Annotated in this window: 19 protein-coding genes; 9 read left to right on the top strand and 10 right to left on the bottom strand. The window is 77.2% G+C overall.

From position 1 onward, the window contains the following. The first annotated feature begins 138 nt into the window (after positions 1 to 138). Together ACI780_RS06710 and ACI780_RS06705 are read left to right on the top strand one after the other, a co-directional pair. Positions 139 to 1,563, top strand: coding sequence for a DUF222 domain-containing protein (locus ACI780_RS06710; protein ID WP_457001681.1), 1,425 nt, complete (start codon positions 139 to 141; stop codon positions 1,561 to 1,563). Further along, a complete protein-coding gene (locus tag ACI780_RS06705) occupies positions 1,529 to 2,029 on the top strand; it encodes a hypothetical protein (protein WP_457001679.1) in 501 nt (166 codons plus the stop codon). Before ACI780_RS06710 ends, ACI780_RS06705 begins: the two co-directional genes overlap by 35 nt. Positions 2,030 to 2,158: 129 nt before the next feature. On the opposite strand, the gene ACI780_RS06700 is transcribed toward ACI780_RS06705, so the two are convergent. Continuing rightward, a complete protein-coding gene (locus ACI780_RS06700) occupies positions 2,159 to 2,554 on the bottom strand; it encodes an ACT domain-containing protein (RefSeq protein WP_457001677.1) in 396 nt (131 codons plus the stop codon). A gap of 17 nt (positions 2,555 to 2,571) precedes the next feature. On the opposite strand from ACI780_RS06700, the gene ACI780_RS06695 reads away from it, so the two are divergent. After that, entirely contained in the window at positions 2,572 to 2,832 is a 261-nt protein-coding gene (locus tag ACI780_RS06695) for a hypothetical protein (RefSeq protein ID WP_457001675.1), read from the top strand. A gap of 51 nt (positions 2,833 to 2,883) precedes the next feature. Here ACI780_RS06695 and ACI780_RS06690 read toward each other — a convergent pair whose 3' ends face one another. Together ACI780_RS06690 and ACI780_RS06685 are read right to left on the bottom strand one after the other, a co-directional pair. Then, positions 2,884 to 4,569 carry a DNA repair helicase XPB gene (locus tag ACI780_RS06690; RefSeq protein WP_456870146.1) on the bottom strand — a complete coding sequence of 562 codons (1,686 nt, stop codon included), beginning with the start codon at positions 4,567 to 4,569 and terminating at the stop codon, positions 2,884 to 2,886. Between the two features lie 37 nt (positions 4,570 to 4,606). Then, positions 4,607 to 6,868 (bottom strand): helicase-associated domain-containing protein, encoded by a 2,262-nt coding sequence (locus tag ACI780_RS06685; protein ID WP_457001673.1) that lies wholly within the window; start codon positions 6,866 to 6,868, stop codon positions 4,607 to 4,609. Between the two features lie 57 nt (positions 6,869 to 6,925). Here ACI780_RS06685 and ACI780_RS06680 point away from each other — a divergent pair, with 57 nt between their 5' ends. Then, positions 6,926 to 7,465, top strand: a complete 540-nt coding sequence (locus ACI780_RS06680; RefSeq protein ID WP_456870144.1) for a hypothetical protein — start codon at positions 6,926 to 6,928, stop codon at positions 7,463 to 7,465. A 97-nt stretch (positions 7,466 to 7,562) separates the two neighbouring features. Beyond that, positions 7,563 to 7,790 carry a hypothetical protein gene (locus ACI780_RS06675; RefSeq protein WP_089405286.1) on the top strand — a complete coding sequence of 76 codons (228 nt, stop codon included), beginning with the start codon at positions 7,563 to 7,565 and terminating at the stop codon, positions 7,788 to 7,790. A gap of 50 nt (positions 7,791 to 7,840) precedes the next feature. On the opposite strand, the gene ACI780_RS06670 is transcribed toward ACI780_RS06675, so the two are convergent. Beyond that, a complete protein-coding gene (locus ACI780_RS06670; protein WP_456872893.1) occupies positions 7,841 to 8,620 on the bottom strand; it encodes an endonuclease/exonuclease/phosphatase family protein in 780 nt (259 codons plus the stop codon). 26 nt (positions 8,621 to 8,646) lie between these two features. Here ACI780_RS06670 and ACI780_RS06665 point away from each other — a divergent pair, with 26 nt between their 5' ends. Then, positions 8,647 to 9,216, top strand: coding sequence for a nucleotidyltransferase family protein (locus ACI780_RS06665; RefSeq protein ID WP_456872892.1), 570 nt, complete (start codon positions 8,647 to 8,649; stop codon positions 9,214 to 9,216). On the opposite strand, the gene ACI780_RS06660 is transcribed toward ACI780_RS06665, so the two are convergent. After that, positions 9,206 to 9,505: a DUF202 domain-containing protein gene (locus tag ACI780_RS06660; RefSeq protein WP_457001670.1), complete on the bottom strand. Its 300-nt coding sequence runs from the start codon at positions 9,503 to 9,505 to the stop codon at positions 9,206 to 9,208. The genes ACI780_RS06665 and ACI780_RS06660 overlap by 11 nt on opposite strands. Further along, on the bottom strand, positions 9,502 to 9,861 hold the full coding sequence (locus tag ACI780_RS06655; protein ID WP_457001668.1) for a YidH family protein: 360 nt from the start codon (positions 9,859 to 9,861) through the stop codon (positions 9,502 to 9,504). The genes ACI780_RS06660 and ACI780_RS06655 overlap by 4 nt, the downstream gene beginning before the upstream one ends. Before the next feature lie 109 nt (positions 9,862 to 9,970). Between ACI780_RS06655 and ACI780_RS06650 the strand changes: the two genes are divergently transcribed. Continuing rightward, positions 9,971 to 10,366 (top strand): cold-shock protein, encoded by a 396-nt coding sequence (locus ACI780_RS06650; RefSeq protein WP_456872889.1) that lies wholly within the window; start codon positions 9,971 to 9,973, stop codon positions 10,364 to 10,366. On the opposite strand, the gene ACI780_RS06645 is transcribed toward ACI780_RS06650, so the two are convergent. Both ACI780_RS06645 and ACI780_RS06640 read right to left on the bottom strand, forming a co-directional pair. Further along, on the bottom strand, positions 10,367 to 10,876 hold the full coding sequence (locus ACI780_RS06645; RefSeq protein WP_456872888.1) for a DUF2771 family protein: 510 nt from the start codon (positions 10,874 to 10,876) through the stop codon (positions 10,367 to 10,369). Continuing rightward, complete coding sequence (locus ACI780_RS06640) at positions 10,873 to 12,423, bottom strand: MFS transporter (RefSeq protein WP_457001665.1); 1,551 nt, start codon at positions 12,421 to 12,423, stop codon at positions 10,873 to 10,875. The genes ACI780_RS06645 and ACI780_RS06640 overlap by 4 nt, the downstream gene beginning before the upstream one ends. 174 nt (positions 12,424 to 12,597) lie before the next feature. Between ACI780_RS06640 and ACI780_RS06635 the strand changes: the two genes are divergently transcribed. Further along, positions 12,598 to 13,398: a DUF3027 domain-containing protein gene (locus ACI780_RS06635; protein ID WP_457001663.1), complete on the top strand. Its 801-nt coding sequence runs from the start codon at positions 12,598 to 12,600 to the stop codon at positions 13,396 to 13,398. Positions 13,399 to 13,418: 20 nt separating this feature from the next. Here ACI780_RS06635 and ACI780_RS06630 read toward each other — a convergent pair whose 3' ends face one another. Next, the gene (locus tag ACI780_RS06630; RefSeq protein WP_456872885.1) at positions 13,419 to 13,856 is read right to left on the bottom strand and encodes an Lrp/AsnC family transcriptional regulator; all 438 of its coding nucleotides are present in this window, start codon (positions 13,854 to 13,856) and stop codon (positions 13,419 to 13,421) included. 139 nt (positions 13,857 to 13,995) lie between these two features. On the opposite strand from ACI780_RS06630, the gene ACI780_RS06625 reads away from it, so the two are divergent. Further along, positions 13,996 to 15,303: an ArgE/DapE family deacylase gene (locus ACI780_RS06625; RefSeq protein ID WP_457001660.1), complete on the top strand. Its 1,308-nt coding sequence runs from the start codon at positions 13,996 to 13,998 to the stop codon at positions 15,301 to 15,303. A 7-nt stretch (positions 15,304 to 15,310) separates the two neighbouring features. On the opposite strand, the gene ACI780_RS06620 is transcribed toward ACI780_RS06625, so the two are convergent. Further along, the gene (locus tag ACI780_RS06620; RefSeq protein ID WP_456872883.1) at positions 15,311 to 15,562 is read right to left on the bottom strand and encodes a DUF2530 domain-containing protein; all 252 of its coding nucleotides are present in this window, start codon (positions 15,560 to 15,562) and stop codon (positions 15,311 to 15,313) included. Between the last annotated feature and the right edge of the window lie 82 nt (positions 15,563 to 15,644).

Below are 15,644 nucleotides of genomic sequence, written 5' to 3'. Positions count from 1 at the left end.
GAGCAGTCGGTCGAGCGGTGTCGAGCGGGTGTCCACGGTGAACTCACGAGGCTGCTAGTCCCGGAATCGCCACCTTCCTCCGCTCTGACCTGCGGCTTCACCTTGTCATCGTCGTCCATCGAACGTATGATCGAAGACGTGACGGAGGTCCTGGCGGTCGACGAGCCCGTGGTGGGCCGGGCGTCGGGGCCGCTAGGCGCGGTGCAGGCCGCCGACCGGGAGGTCTCCTGGCAGACGGCGTTGCGGGCGCGGGCGATCGCGGCGTTCGCGGAGACCCGGCCCGCCTCGGCCGACCGGCAGCCCGGTGAGGCGGGGGCCATGTCGGCGGAGCGGTGGGCGGCGCGGGCCGAGGTGCTGCGGCCGGTCAGCGAGTGGGCCGCGCACGAGCTGGCGATCGCGTTGAACGTGACCGCGCAGCGGGCGGAGGAGGAGTTGGCACGGTCGCTGACCCTGGTGCAGCGGCTGCCGGGGGCGCTCGATGCGCTGCAGGCCGGGGTGCTGCACGCCGGGCACCTGTGGTGCCTGCTCGAGCACGTCGCCCCGGTCGGCGATGACGCGCTGCGCGCCCGGATCGAGGCCGAGCTGCTGGGCTGGCTGGGCGGCCGGTCGGTGACCACCCCGGCGCAGCTGGGCGACAAGGTGCGCGGGGTGGTGCTCAAGCACGCCGCCCGGGACGCCGCCCGCCACCTGGCCCGCGCGCTGCGCCGGCGCGGGGTATCCGCCCGCCCGGACCGCACCGCCGGGATGAGTGTGGTGTCGGCGTTGCTGACCACCCCGGAGGCCGCCGCGCTGCTCGCGGCGCTGGGCGCCTGCGCCGACGCGCTGCCCGCCGATGGCCGCAGCCGCGGGCAGAAGATGGCCGACTGCCTGCTGGACCTGGTGCTGCGCCCCGGCGAGACCGGCGTGCCGCCGGTGCAGGTGGCGTTGAGCGTGGTCGCCCCCGTGGGCGCGCTGCTCGGCGGGGACCAGCCCTGCGAGATCGATGGACAGGTGGTGCCGGCCGAGGTGGTGCGTGCCCTACTGGCCGCCCTCACCGGTCACGCAACCGTGACGGCGACCGAAACCGCAGACGCGACCGAGCGCCATCCCGAGCCCGAGCCGGACGGCATGGCGCCTGACGACGCGGCGACGAGCGCACCGGAGCGAAACGAGCCGCAGCCGACCGACACCGAGCCAGCCGACACCGAGCCGACCGAGTCTGAGTCGACCGAGCCCGAGCCCGAGCCGGCCGACAGGGTGGGCACGTTCGCGGTGGTGTCCGAGGCGGAGGACTTCGCGCGCTGGGCGGAGGAGCTGGAACAGCGGGTGCTGGCCGGGGAGTTCGACGCCGAGCCGGCCCCCTGCTATCTCGACGAGGACGGGCCACCGCCCGAAATCTGGCCCGACGGCCCACCACCACTGGCGCCCCCAGGGCACCGCCCCGGCCCGGCCGTGCCCGACGGGTGGTGGGCGCGCCGACCGCGCCGTCGACGACGCCGGCACCGCCCTGCTCACCCTCGAGCGCGCTCTGGGGCACGCCCGCCGGACGGTGGCCACCGCGCAGCGCGCCGACGCCGCCGATGAGGCCACCGGGGCGAGCAGTGCCGCCGGCCGGGTCTCGGCCGCACCCGACGCACTCACCGCCCTCGCCGCCGCCACCCAGCAGTCCCGGCACGACCTGGCCGACCTGCTCGCCCGCACCGCCGGCGGCGGGCTGGCCGACCGGCCCCGCCTCGCCCTCACCCACACCCTCGGCGGCGCGCTGCTCGCCCTCACCGACCTGTCCGCCCTGCAGCAGGCCGCCCGCACCGGCACCGGCCTCACCGCACCCGGCGAGAGCCCCGGCTACCGGCCCGCCGCCGCCCTGGACCGGTTCGTGCGCGCCCGCGACCGCCGCTGCCGCTTCCCCGGCTGCCGCCGCCCCGTCCCCCGCCACGGCGAACTCGACCACCACACCCCCTGGCCCGCCGGCCCCACCGCCGCCGCCAACCTGGCCGGCTACTGCACCGGCCACCACCGCTCGACGGCCCCGTCCAGGGTCCCGCCCTGAGCTTGCGAAGGGCGGGGAGGACGGGGTCCTTCCTCAGGCACCGGGATGGACGCACCACATGGCCCCCGACGGCACCCTCACCGTCACCACCCCGTCCGGCCTCACCGCCACCACCGAACCACCGCCCTACTAGGGACGGGTCAGTCCCTCGAGGACGGTGAGGGCGCGGTCGGCCTCGTCCGCGGGGACGAACAGGTGGTCGTGGTGGTAGCCGGCCAGCACGTTGCAGCTGATCCCGGCGTCGGCCAGGGCGGTGCTCACCGCGGCGGTGAGACCCACCGCGGCGAGGTCGGAGTGCACCAGCAGCGTGATGCGGGCCGCCACGTGGTCGTAGGACAGCCCCACCCGGTCGGCCTCCTCGCGGGGCAGGACCAGGGTGAGCCCCTCGTCCTCCCGCACCGTGGCGACGGGGGTCAGCCCGCCGGGCACCTCGGAGCCCGGCACGGTCGTGAAGACGTACGTCCCGGGCGCACGCCGTGGCGCCATGCCGGACAGCAGACGGTCGAGGTCCCGTTCACCGGCCACGGGAGCATCCTGCAGGCATGACCGGACCCGAGTACGCCGGATTCCGCGAGCGAGCGGCCAAGGGCGACCGCGACGCCGTCGACGAGCTGATCGAGCTGGCCGGCGAGCAGGGCGACCTCGCCGAGCTCCGCCGGCTGGCCGACCTCGGCTACCGCGACGCCGCCGACGAGCTCGTGCAGCGGGCCAGCGAGCGGGGCGACCTGGCCGAGTTGCGCCGGCTGGCCGAGGAGGGCAACGCCGACGCCGCCGACGTCCTGCACGAGCTCACCGAGGAGTGAGGGCACCGCAGCCCCCGGTCCGGAGGGACCGGGGGCTGCAGGAGAGCGGCGCTAATCGGCGGGCTCGTCCACCCAGTCGGGGCCGTTGACCTCGCCCGGGCCGGCGAGGTCGGCGGCGTCGACGATCGTGTACGCGTAGCCCTGCTCGGCGAGGAACCGCTGCCGGTGGGCGGCGTACTCGGCGTCGAGGGTGTCGCGGCTGACCACCGTGTAGAAGTGCGCCTGCCGGCCGTCGGCCTTGGGGCGCAGCACCCGCCCGAGCCGCTGGGCCTCCTCCTGCCGCGACCCGAACGTCCCCGACACCTGGACGGCGACCGCGGCCTCGGGCAGGTCGATGGAGAAGTTGGCGACCTTCGACACGACGAGCGTGCGGATCTCCCCGGCGCGGAACGCGTCGAAGAGCTTCTCCCGCTCGCGGTTGGTGGTCGACCCCTGGATCACCGGGGCGTCCAGCGCCCGCCCGAGCTCCTCGAGCTGGTCGAGGTAGGCCCCGATCACCAGGGAGGGCTCCTCGGGGTGCCGCTCGAGCACCCGCCGGATCACCGGCAGCTTCGACGTCGCCGTGGCCGCTATCCGGTACCGCTCCTCGGGCTCGGCGACGGCGTAGGTCATCCGCTCCTCGTCGTCGAGCCCGACCCGCACCTCGATGCACTCGGCCGGGGCGATGTAGCCCTGCTGCTCGATGTCCTTCCAGGGCGCGTCGTAGCGCTTGGGCCCGATGAGGGAGAAGACGTCGTCCTCGCGGCCGTCCTCGCGCACCAGCGTCGCCGTCAGCCCCAGCCGGCGGCGGGACTGCAGATCGGCGGTGAGCCGGAAGATCGGCGCGGGCAGCAGGTGCACCTCGTCGTAGACGATCAGGCCCCAGTCCTGCGCGTCGAAGAGGTCCAGGTGCCGGTACTCGCCCTTCCGGCGGGTGGTCATCACCTGGTACGTGGCGATGGTGACCGGGCGGATCTCCTTGCGCTCGCCCGAGTACTCGCCGATCTCCTCCTCGGTCAGCGAGGTGCGCGCGATCAGCTCGCGCTTCCACTGCCGGCCGGAGACGGTGTTGGTGACCAGGATCAGCGTGGTCGCCTTGGCCTCGGCCATCGCCGCGGCCCCGACCAGCGTCTTGCCCGCGCCGCACGGCAGGACGACGACGCCCGAGCCGCCGGCCCAGAAGCCCTCGACCGCCTCGCGCTGGTAGTCGCGCAGGTGCCAGCCGTCCTGGGCCAGCTCGATCGGGTGCGCCTGCCCGTCGACGTAGCCGGCGAGGTCCTCGGCCGGCCAGCCCACCTTGAGCAGCGCCTGCTTGAGCCGGCCGCGCTCGGAGGGGTGCACGACGACGGTGTCGGGGTCGATCCGCGCCCCGATCATCGGCGCCACCCGCTTGGAGCGGACGACCTCCTCCAGCACGGCGCGGTCGGTGGTGGTGAGCACCAGGCCGTGGACGGGGTTGTTGACCAGCGTCAGCCGGCCGAACCGGTCCATGGTGTCGGCGACGTCGACAAGCAGCGCGTGCGGCACCGGGTAGCGCGAGTAGCGCACCAGCGCGTCGACGACCTGCTCGGCGTCGTGCCCGGCGGCGCGCGCGTTCCACAGCGCCAGCGGGGTGACCCGGTAGGTGTGGACGTGCTCGGGAGAGCGCTCGAGCTCGGCGAACGGCGCGATGGCCGCGCGGCAGTCGCGGGCCTGCGGGTGGTCGACCTCGAGCAGCAGGGTCTTGTCCGACTGGACGATGAGCGGTCCGTCGTTCACGTGATGGGGAGCCTCTCCTCGGCGGGCGTCTGACTGGTCAACCGTTGCCGGCGGCCGGTGCTTCCTCGTCGACCAGCGCCACCGAGGTGATCCGGTGCACCGCGAAGGTGCGGTTCTCGTGGCGGCGCTCGTCCCACCCCTGGAGGAAACCACCGGCCAGTGACACCGGCTGCACCACGCGCTGGCTGCCGCTGCCCTGGGCGTCGACGTAGCCCAGCCACACCGGCACGCCGTCGCGGATCGCGCGGGAGAGCACCTCCAGCGTGCCGGCGGTGGTGACGCCCGGGACCTGCCGCACCGGCGCGGCCGGCCGGGCGGCCAGCGCGGCATCGCCGGCCCGGATCTCCCGCACGGTGGCCGCGGCCTCCGCCTCGGTGAGCGGCCGGGCCACCGCCGACGGCGCCGGCCCGGGCCGGCGGCCGGCCGCACGGGGCCGCGCCGGCGGGCGGGTGAGCACCGCGCCGCCCGGGGACTCCCCGGCCGGGGCGTACCCGGCGTCCCGCAGCACGGTGAGCACCTCGTCGGCGCCCAGCCCGCTGACCAGCACCCCCGGTGCCAGCCGGCGCAGCTGGGCGCCTGCCGTCCGCCGGTCGCCGAGCACCTGGGACAGCAGCCCGTGGTCGTCGGAGCGCACGTAGCACTCGATCGAGCCGACCCGCAGCCGGCCGTGCTGCCGGGCCACGTCGTCGACCAGGTAGTCCAGCGCCTGCGGCACCGGCGTGCGGGAGGAGCGGGCGAAGAGGTCGTGCAGGTCGGTGGCCGACCACCCGGCGTCCAGCGCCCGCCGCACGGAGGACTCCGACACCCGGAACACCGTCGCCCCGCCCGAGGACTCGACGTCGGCGACCACCGACAGCGTGTCGGCCAGCGCGGCCACCAGCGGCCCGGGCGCGACGAGGGTGAGGTCGGGCTGGGCGAGCACGTGGTCGACCGGCTCGGGCAGCAGGCCCTGCACCCCGTCGGCGGCGCCCTCCTCGCCGCGGGCCAGCAGCCCCCGCCCGCCGGTGGACAGCACCCCGCCGACCAGCACGCCGAGCCGCGCGGCCTCGGTGAGCACGTCGGGCACCGGCGCGAGCCGGTCGGCGCGCCGCGGCGTCCGCCAGCGCAGCAGGGCGACGAGGTCGTCGGGCGCCAGGCCCGAGCCCGGCGGGAAGGCGGCCAGCGCGGCGAGCGCCGACCGGCGGATCGCCGGCGCGGTGTGCCGCACCAGGTCGGGGGACAGCGCGTTGACCGCCTTGCCCGCCACGTCGCGCTGCCCGACCAGCGAGGGCAGCCGCGGGCTGTCCAGCCACCCGGCGGCCAGCGCCGCCCACCGGTCGGCCAGCGGCTGCTCGCGCCACAGGTCGTAGCCGCGGGTGGGCAGCCACTCGTCGCGGTGCGGGCCGCCGACGTCGAGCAGGCCGGCGGCGAAGGCGAGCTCGAGCAGCCAGCCGGCGTCGGCCTCGGACACCGACAGCGCCTTCGCCAGCCGCTTGCGGTCGCGGACGGCGACCCCGCCGCTGCGCAGCAGCCCGGCGGGCTCGTCCTCGAGGACGGCCAGCAGCTCGCCCACCCGCCCGACCGCCTCCAGCGCGGCACCGGCCGCCTGCCGGTCGACGGCGGCGGGGTCGCGCTCGACCGCGGCCGGCCGCGGCTCCGGGCGGGAGGGGCCGTAGGGCCGGTCGCCGCGCAGCAGCAGCCCGATCTCCCGCGGCAGCTCGACGTTGAGCGCGTCGACGCGCGCCAGCAGCCCCGCCTGCAGCAGCCGCCGCGCGGGGGAGGCCGCGCCGCCACCGGTCTCGGGCAGGTGCCCCACCGGGCGGTCGCCGGCCAGCCGCTCGAGCACCTGGCGCTCGGCGGGGTCCAGCGCGCCGACGGCGGCGGGCAGGTCGGCCGGCAGGGTCACCCGCAGCTCGGCGGCGCGGCGGCCCAGCCCGGCGGGGTAGCGCACCGCCCGGCGCACGTGGTCGGGGGCGTGCAGGACGTCGTCGCCCCACAGCAGCGCCCGGGTGGTCAGCCGCTCGACGGCCGCCGCGACGACGTCCTCGGGCAGCCCGGGCAGCGAGGCGGCGACCTCGGCGGCCTCCACGCCGTCGGTGGGGGCGAGCAGCACGACGTCGAGCACCTGCAGCGTGGCGGCGTCGAGGTCGTCGAGGGCCCGGTCCACCGACACCGGCACCGCCAGCCGGCTGGCCAGGGCGATGACGTCCGACGGTGCGGGGCGGGCCACGTCGGGGCGCGCGGCCAGCAGCGCCGCGAGCTGGGCGTCGCTGCGGGTGCGCAGCCACGCCGACAGCGTGGCGGGACGGTCGGCAGGCATCCGGACCACGTTACGTCCCCGCGCGCGGGTGCCGCCCCCGGCGCCGGGCCTGCGAGCATGGGCGACGTGCAGCCGGCCGCCGACGACCCGCACACCCGCGCGGCGCTCGAGGGGTACCGCGCCGGCGCGCTGCGGTGGCTGGCCGGCGGGGTGATCGCCGTCGTCCTCGCGGTGCTCCTGGGGGCGGTCGCGGTCAGCGTGGCCGAGGACCGTGGCCGCCCGCTGCCCCTGGCCGGGCTGGTGGTCGTGGGCCTGGTGCTCGGCGGGCTGGTGGCCGCCGCCGCGGGCCTGGGCGCGCTGGCGCGGGCGCTGCGCTGGCGCCGGGCGCTGGCCGCCGTCCCGTGGCAGCGCGGGCTGCTGCGCATCGCCGGCCCGGCGATCGTGGCCTTCGAGCCGGAGGGCTACGACGAGTGGGACCCCGACGACGAGCCGGTGCGGCTGACCCTGGTGAGCACCTCGGTGTGGCGGACCCGCCAGGTGCAGGGCCTCGACGGCGGGGAGGTGCGGGCGGCCCCCGTGGGCAGCGGGCAGTGGGTGCTCACCGCGGAGGGACTGCCGACGCTCTACGGCGCCCGGACCGCCCGCCGGTCCCGCTGAACCCGTGTCGCGGCCGGGCGTCGTGCGGGTAGGAGGAGCGGCGCGAGAGGATGGCGCCGAACGCGCACCCGTGGGTGCGCCCGAGCACGGAGGCGAGATGGCCAAGCGCAAGGAGAAGCACGCCCACCTGGTCGAGCCGACCTGGGGTCAGTCGGAGGACGCCGGCCCTCCGGTGACCGAGTTCCTGGGTGAGATGGCCGGCCCGCTGTCGCCGTTCGGCGAGGACCACAGCTTCCCGCTGCCGCCAGACCGCATCCGCTACGCCCACCCCACCGACAAGCCCAACCGCGCCGGGGTGCAGCTGCCGGAGAACCGGCGCCGCTGACCCCTCCCGCGCCGCCGGCCGCCCGGCCGGCGGCGCGGGACGGACGCCGGTCAGGTGGGCTCGACGTCGACGACGAGCGCGCGGTGGTCCGACAGCGGCAGCCGCACCGCCTCGGCCGGGCCGGTGGCGGCCAGCCGGCCGCGGGCCAGCACGTGGTCGAGCTGCCGGGCCGGCACCTCCGCCGGGAAGGTCAGCGCCCTGGCGAGGGGCCGCAGGCCGCTGACGAGGGTGGCCTTGCGCGGCTCCATGTTGAGGTCGCCCAGCACGACCAGCGGCTCCCGCGTCCCCCGCAGTGAGCGCACCAGCCGGCGCAGCTGCACGGAGTTCCAGTACGGCACGAACGACAGGTGCGTGCAGGCGACGGTGAACTGGCCGTGCGGGCCGTCGAGGACGGCGGCCACCGCCACCCGCGGCTCCTCGCTGACCAGCATCGGCCGCCGCGCGCCGCGGAACCACACCGGCACCCGGCCCGGCAGCGCCGGCAGCCGCACCACCCGCCAGGACACCACCGGGTGGCGGGACAGCAGCGCGATCCCGTAGCTCGCCGAACCGGGCTGCTCGTCGCCGGTGGCCGCCATCCAGGTGCCGCCGGGGGTGCCCGCCAGCGCGGCGACGAACTGCGAGTCGACGGCGCCCATCGCCTCGGCGGCCACGGCGGTGAGGTCGGCGTTCAGGGAGCGCGGCTGGTCGCGGTCGACCTCCTGCAGCGCCAGGACGTCGGCGTCGAGCGTCTTGACGGCGGTGGCCAGCCGGTCGACGTCGACCCGGTCGTCCTCGGGTGTGCGGCCGTGCAGGATGTTGAAGGTGGCGATGCGCACGAGGAGTGCCATGCCCGGAGGCGGGTAGCTGCACGCGCGTGCAGCCCTCCGACCGCGACGAGATCCGTGACCTCCTCAAGCGCGTCGCCGTGGCGCTGAAGGAGGGCGGGGTGCCCTTCGCCCTGTGCGGCGGCTACGCCGCGTGGGTGCGCGGCGCCCCCGAGCCCGACCACGACGCCGACTTCCTGGTCACCGCCGAGGAGGCCGAGCGGGCGACCAAGGTGCTCGCCGACGCGGGCCTGCAGGTGGAGGACCCGGCCGAGGACTGGCTGACCAAGGTGGTCCAGGGCAACTCGTTCGTCGACGTCCTGTGGCGCACCTGCGGCCGGCCGGTGGAGGCCGACCTCATCGAGCGCGCCGAGGACCGTCCCGTGCTCTCGGTGCACATGCCGGTGCTGGCGGCCACCGACATCCTGACCACCAAGCTCATGGCCCTCGACGAGCACTACTGCGACTTCGCGCGGCTGCTGCCGGTGGCGCGGGCGCTGCGCGAGCAGGTCGACTGGGCCGAGGTCCGGCGCGAGGTCGCCGACAACGACTTCGCCGTCGTGTTCCTCGAGCTGCTCGGCCGCCTGGGCGTCGTCGACCGGGAGGTCGTCAGCGGCTGAGCACGCTCACCGCGGCGGCCACCGCCGCCGCGGCCACCGCCGCGGTGGCGAGCGCGACCGGGACCGGCGCCGCCGCCGGCCGCCGGTCCAGCTCCCGGGCCCGCCACGGCGCGAGCCCGGTGAGCACGCCCAGCCCGAGCACGGCGACGGCGGCGCCGAGCAGCAGCGGGGCGGTGGCGCCGGCGCGCAGCCCGTGGTGGCCCAGCAGCGCCGCGATGCCGAGCAGGCCGAGCCCGGTGCGCTGCCAGGACAGCCGCGTGCGCTCCGGCTGGGTCTCCCGGCCGCTCACCGCGCGGCGACCTCGACCGCGAGCAGGACGGCGACCAGCAGCAGCACCAGGACGACCGCGGTGACGAGGGCGACGGTGCCGCGGGCCGCCGGCAGCGGCCGGTCCTCGGCGATGGCGCGCTCGTTGCCCCGCCAGCGCGCGTAGCCGGTCAGCGCCGCACCCAGCCCCGTGCCCACCAGCGCCAGGCCGGCCGCGCCGCCGCCCCAGGAGGTGCCCAGCGAGGGGACGTAGGACGCCACCGCCACGCCCGCGGCGACCAGGGCCAGGCCGGTCCGCAGCCAGGCCAGCAGCGTGCGCTCGTTGGCGAGGGTGAAGCGGTAGTCCGGGTGGCCGGGGAGCCCGTCGGCGGGTGGCACCGGGCCAGGCTAGGCGCCGCGTGCGGCTAACCTGGGCCCAGCGGCGACCGCGCCGCCGTCCGCCGGCCTCCGGGCCGGGCCACCCCGCGAGCGACCGAGGGATCTCACCGTGCCCACCGGCAGAGTCAAGTGGTTCAACCCCGAGAAGGGGTTCGGCTTCCTCTCGCGCGAGGACGGGCCCGACGTCTTCGTGCACAAGGACGCCCTGCCCGCGGGCACCGCCGAGCTCAAGCCCGGCCAGCGGGTGGAGTTCGGCATCGTGGCCGGCCGCCGAGGGGACCAGGCGCTGCAGGTCCGGGTGCTCGACCCGCTGCCGTCGGTGGCGGCGAAGGTGGCGGAGTCACGCCGCAAGAAGCCCGACGAGCTGGTCCCGATCATCGAGGACCTCATCAAGCTGCTCGACGACGTCTCGAACTCGCTGCGCCGCGGCCGGCACCCCGACCGCGCCGAGTCGCGCAAGGTGGCCGCGGTGCTGCGCGCGGTCGCCGGCGACCTGGAGGCCTGACTAGGGCGACCTCGGCGCCTGACCCGCCGGGGTCGTCGGCGCCGGCTCCCCGAGGTCGCCGCCGGCGCGCAGGAAGCCGACCGGCCACGAGCCGGTGAGCAGGCACTCGCCGTGCCGGTCCTCGACGACGACGAGGTAGAACGCCGGCGGGACGACGTCGGAGCTGTCGACGTCGAACGCGGTGGTCCCGGCCTCGACGTCGACCTCGCCCAGCCGCTCCTGCAGCTGCTCGTCGAACACCTGCACCGACCAGCCGTTGGCGGCGACCTCCTCGGGCACCGTGAGGGTGATCGGGGTGTCGGGGGAGACCTCGACCACCGGCGGCGTGACGTCGTAGCGCTGCCCCTGGCCGGACGCGCAGTACTGGCTGGGCCGCGCGGTGACCTCCTGCGGGCCGGCGCTGACCGTGACCTCCGGCGGGGTGGCGGCGGCGGACGAGCCGCACGCGGCCAGCACGGCGGGGAGCGCACCGGCGAGCAGGACGGCGGTGGCGCGGGGGAGCGTCCTCACGGGCGGGGTGCCTCCGGCACGGTGGGGGCCCCGGGCGCGACGACGGCGCCGGGGACGGTGGGGGCGTCCGGGTCGACCGCGGTCCACCGGCGCCGCCGCGGGTTCCACAGCACCAGGCCGACGGCGAGGACGAGCAGCGACGCCGCGACGGTGAAGCCGAGCCAGCCGATCGGGGGCAGCGCGATCCCGACGGCGCCGCCGGCCACCCACGCCAGCTGCAGCACCGTCTCGGACCGGGCGAACGCCGACGCGCGCAGGCTCTCGGGCACCTCGCGCTGGATGATCGCGTCGAGGGCCACCTTGCCCAGGGCGTTGGCGACGGCGGAGACCCCGGCGACGAGGGCCGCGGTCGCCAGGCCGAAGAAGACCGCGGCCAGCACGGTGACCGCGGCGGCCGCGCCGGCCGACCAGACGACCACCCGGTCGGGGTCGGCGGCGTGCAGCCGGGACCCGATGCCGGTGCCCAGCACGCTGCCGGCGCCCGCGGCCCCGGCGATCGCGCCGAGCGCGAGCGTGGACTCCCAGCCGCCCTCGACGGTGGCCTGCACGAGGAACGCCGAGAAGATCGTGAGGAACCCGCCGAGCCCGCGCAGCGCCGCGTTGGCCCGCAAGGCCAGCACCACGTGCGGGTTGACCGGGCGCCGTCGCCGGCCGGCGACCGGCAGCTCGTCGGTGCTGAGCACGTCGGCGGGCTGCTCGCCGGTGGGGACGTCGACGTGGCGCGGCAGCCGCACGGCCAGCACACCGGTCACGGTGAAGACAGCGGCGGTGACCCACAGCAGCGGCGGGAAGCCGAACGCCCACGCGATGCCCGCGCCGAGGCCGCCGGCCACCCCGGCGGTGACCAGGCCGAACACCGACAGCCGGGCGTTGGCCGAGGTCAGCGACATCGCAGAGGGCAGCACCCGGGGGACGACGGCGGCGCGCAGCACGTTGTGCGCCTTGGACAGCACCAGCACGCCGAGCGCCGCCGGGTAGAGCCACCAGTCGTCGTGGTGGGCGGCCATGACCAGCGCCAGCACCGCCCGGCCGAACGAGGCCGCGCCCAGGGCCCACCGGCGCCCGCGCTGCAGCCGGTCGAGCAGCGGGCCGATCACGGGCGCGACCACGGCGAACGGCGCCATCGTGACCAGCAGGTAGAGGGCGACGTTCCAGCGCTGGGCGTCGGCGGCCGCGGCGAAGAACAGCGTGCCGGCCAGCGAGACGGCGATCATCGCGTCGCCGGCCATGTGCAGCGCGTTGACCCACAGCAGCTGGGTCAGCCCGCTCTCGCCGGCGCCGTCGGCGCGGCTGGCCGCCCGCACCCGGGCGACCCCGGCGCGGGTCAGCTCGCGGCTGCGGGCCACGGCGACGCGGGTGACGGTGACCCGCGGCGCGGCGGCGGGCTCCGGCCCCGGTGCGTGAGGAGGCACCGGGGGCAGCTCGTACGGAGGCGGCGCGGTGTACGGGGGCGGCGCGGTGTACGGGGGCGGCGCGGTGTACGGAGGCGGCGCCGCGGCCTGCGGCTGGGTCCCCGACCGGGGCAGGTCGAGCGGGGTGGTGTCCATGCGGTCGGCCGGATCCGGCGCGGACCGCCCGCGGCGCAGCGGACCCCGGCGGGACCCAGGCGGGCGCGAGGACGGCACGCCCCCATCGTGCCGCACCTCCCTGGCAGTCCGGGCGGGTGTGATCACCCCGACCGGCCGCTCGGTCGCGCGCCCGCCGTCTGGGACGATGGGCGGGTGCACCCCGAGACCGCCCCCGCGGGCAGCGACGTGCTGACCGCCGCCGTCGACGTGGCCCGCGCCGCGGCCGAGGAGACCGCTGGGGACCCCGGCCTGGTCGGCGAGCACCTCGGCGTCACGGCCGAGCCGCTGGGGACACCGGCCGAGGGCGTCGCGCCCGAGGCGCTCGGCGCCGTCCTCACCCACTCCTTCGCCACCCGCCAGCCCGGCTACGTCGGCTGGCACTGGGCGGTCACCCTGGCCGCCGTGCCGGGCGAGGACCGGGTCACCGTCGACGAGGTCGTCCTGCTGCCCGGCGACGCCGCGCTGCTCGCCCCGGCGTGGGTGCCGTGGCACGAGCGGCTGCGCCCCGGTGACCTGTCGGTCGGCGACGTGCTGCCGGCCACGGAGGACGACCCCCGGCTGGTGCCCTCCTACACCGCCGACGACGACGCCGCGGCCGACCCCGAGGCGCAGGCGGTGGCCACCGAGATCGGGCTGGGCCGCGAGCGGGTGATGTCGGCCGAGGGCCGTGGTGGCGCCGCCGCCCGCTGGCTGGCCGGTGACTTCGGCCCCCGCGCGCCCATGGCCCGGCAGGCCCCCGGCCCCTGCGCCACCTGCGGCTTCTTCCTGCCGCTGGCCGGGTCGCTGCGCACGCTGCTCGGCGCCTGCGGCAACGAGTACTCCCCGGCCGACGGCCGGGTCGTCGCCGTCGACTACGGCTGCGGCGCGCACAGCCAGGCCACCCTGCCGGCCGGCGAGCCCACCGAGGTCGTCACCTCGGCCCGCTACGACACCGCGGACTTCGACGTCCTGTAGCCCGGCCTCCGGCGCGGACCTCAGGCGCGGGAGCGGTCGATGAGCCGGGAGAGGACCACCGCGCTCTCGGTCCGCGCGACGGTGGGCAGCGCCCGCAGCCGGCGGACGGCGCGCTCGAGCTCGGCGGTGTCGCGCGCCTGCAGCCGCAGCACGGCGTCGGCGGTGCCGGAGATCGTCGTCGCCTGCACCACCTCGGGCACGTCCTCGAACTGGCGGCGCACCTCCTCGGGGTCGGGCGCGCCCTCGCAGTACACCCACACGTAGGCCTCGACGTCCCAGTCGAGGACGGCGGGGTCGAGCACGGCGGAGAACCCGCGGATGGCCCCGGTGCGCACCAGGCGGTCGACCCGGCGCTTGACGGCCGGCGCGCTCAGCGACACCTCCGCCCCGATCCGGCCGTAGGTCGTGCGGGCGTCCCGGAGCAGCCGCTGCACGATCGCCCTGTCCAGCTCGTCCACCGTGCTCCTCCGTTGCGTCCACCCTGCTGCAGACGCAACGGATCGTAGGGAGGACGCACCGTTTCGGGCTCCCGCCGGACGCCGCGTGTCCCTAGCGTCTCCCGCGCCCGCCACGGTGGCGGGGCGCGGAGGAGGAGTCGTGACACTGACGGGGTCGTGGGCGCCCGAGACGAGGGCCCCGCGGGGGAGCACCAGCCGGGCCGAGGAGGCCGTCCTCGACGCGCTCGACGTCACGGCGCTGCACCGCACGCTGGCCGACCTCCTGCGCGTGCCCAGCGTCACCGGCAGCGACGCGGAGTCCGAGCTGCTCGCCGCGCTGGCCGAGCGCACCGCGCGCGCCGGCATGGACGTCGACCACTGGCGGCTCGACGTCGACGAGCTCGCCGGGCGCCCCGGCTTCCCGGGCACGGAGGTCCCGCGGCGGGAGTCCTGGGGGCTGGTGGCCACGACCGGCGACGACGCGGGGCCGACCGTGGTGCTGCAGGGCCACGTCGACGTCGTCCCACCCGGGGACCTGCGGCGGTGGGCCGGGGACCCCTGGACGCCGCGGGTGTCGGGCCCGCGGCTGCACGGGCGCGGCGCCTGCGACATGAAGGCCGGCGTGGCCGCCAACCTCGCCGTCGCCGAGGCGGTGCTGGCCAGCGGCGTGCGGCTGCCCGGCCGGCTGGCCCTGCACCTGGTCGGCGGGGAGGAGGACGGCGGCCTGGGCGCCTTCGCGACGCTCGCCCGCGGCCACCGGGGGGACGCCTGCGTCATCACCGAGCCGACCAGCGGCACCCTCACCACCGCGGCCGGCGGTGCGCTGACCTTCCAGCTCGTCGTCCCGGGGGAGCCGGCGCACGGCAGCGCCCGCTGGGCCGGGCGCAGCGCCGTCGAGCACTTCGTCTTCGTCGACGCCGTGCTGCGCGAGCTCGAGGCCGAGCGCAACGCCGTCGTCGACCCGCTCATGGCCGAGTACCCGATCGCGCACACGCTCTCGATCGGCACCGTCGTCGCCGGGGACTGGGCGAGCACCGTGCCCGACTCGCTCACCGCCACCGGGCGGCTGGGCGTCCGCCTCGACGAGGACCCCGCGCAGGCGCGCGCCGCCGTCGAGGAGCGGCTGGCCGCCGCGTGCGCCGAGCACCCCTTCCTGCGCTCCCACCCGGTGGAGGTGACCTGGCCCGGCGGGCAGTTCGCGCCGGGGCGCACCCCGGCCGGGGCCCCGCTGCGGCAGGTCGTGACCGCCGCGCAGGAGGACCTGACCGGCACCGCGCCGCGCGAGCGGGGCGTGCCCTACGGCAGCGACCTGCGGCTCTACGCGGCCGAGGGCGTCCCGACGCTGCACTACGGCCCCGGCGACGTGGTGCACGCGCACTCCTACGACGAGCACGTCGACCTCACCGAGCTGACGGCGGTCACCCGGGTGCTCGCCGTGGCGACGGTGCGCCTGCTGCAGGCCGGCTGAGCGGGGGCTACCGGTCGTCGCCGGGGTCGCGCCGGCCGAGCTGGCCCTGCCAGCGCATGATCGCCAGGCCGACGAACGGGAGCACGATCCCGGCGACGCACGTCCAGGTCCACACCCGCGCCACCCGGTCGCCGAGCAGCAGCACGACCACCAGGGCGACCCCCCACAGCGCCGTGCCCGCGAGGACGACGCGGGCGGTGTCGACGCGCAGCGGGGGAGGGGCCGGCTTCAGCGGGCGGCCGGAGGCAGGGCGGGACACGACGCCGACCCTAGGCGGCGCCGCCCGGCCGGGAGCGCGCCCGCCGTGTGGCACGCTGTCGCCGCTCACCGCCCGGCAGCAG

The sequence above is a fragment of the Geodermatophilus sp. SYSU D00814 genome (assembly GCF_054050055.1).
This window is presented reverse-complemented; position numbering and strand designations above follow the sequence as displayed.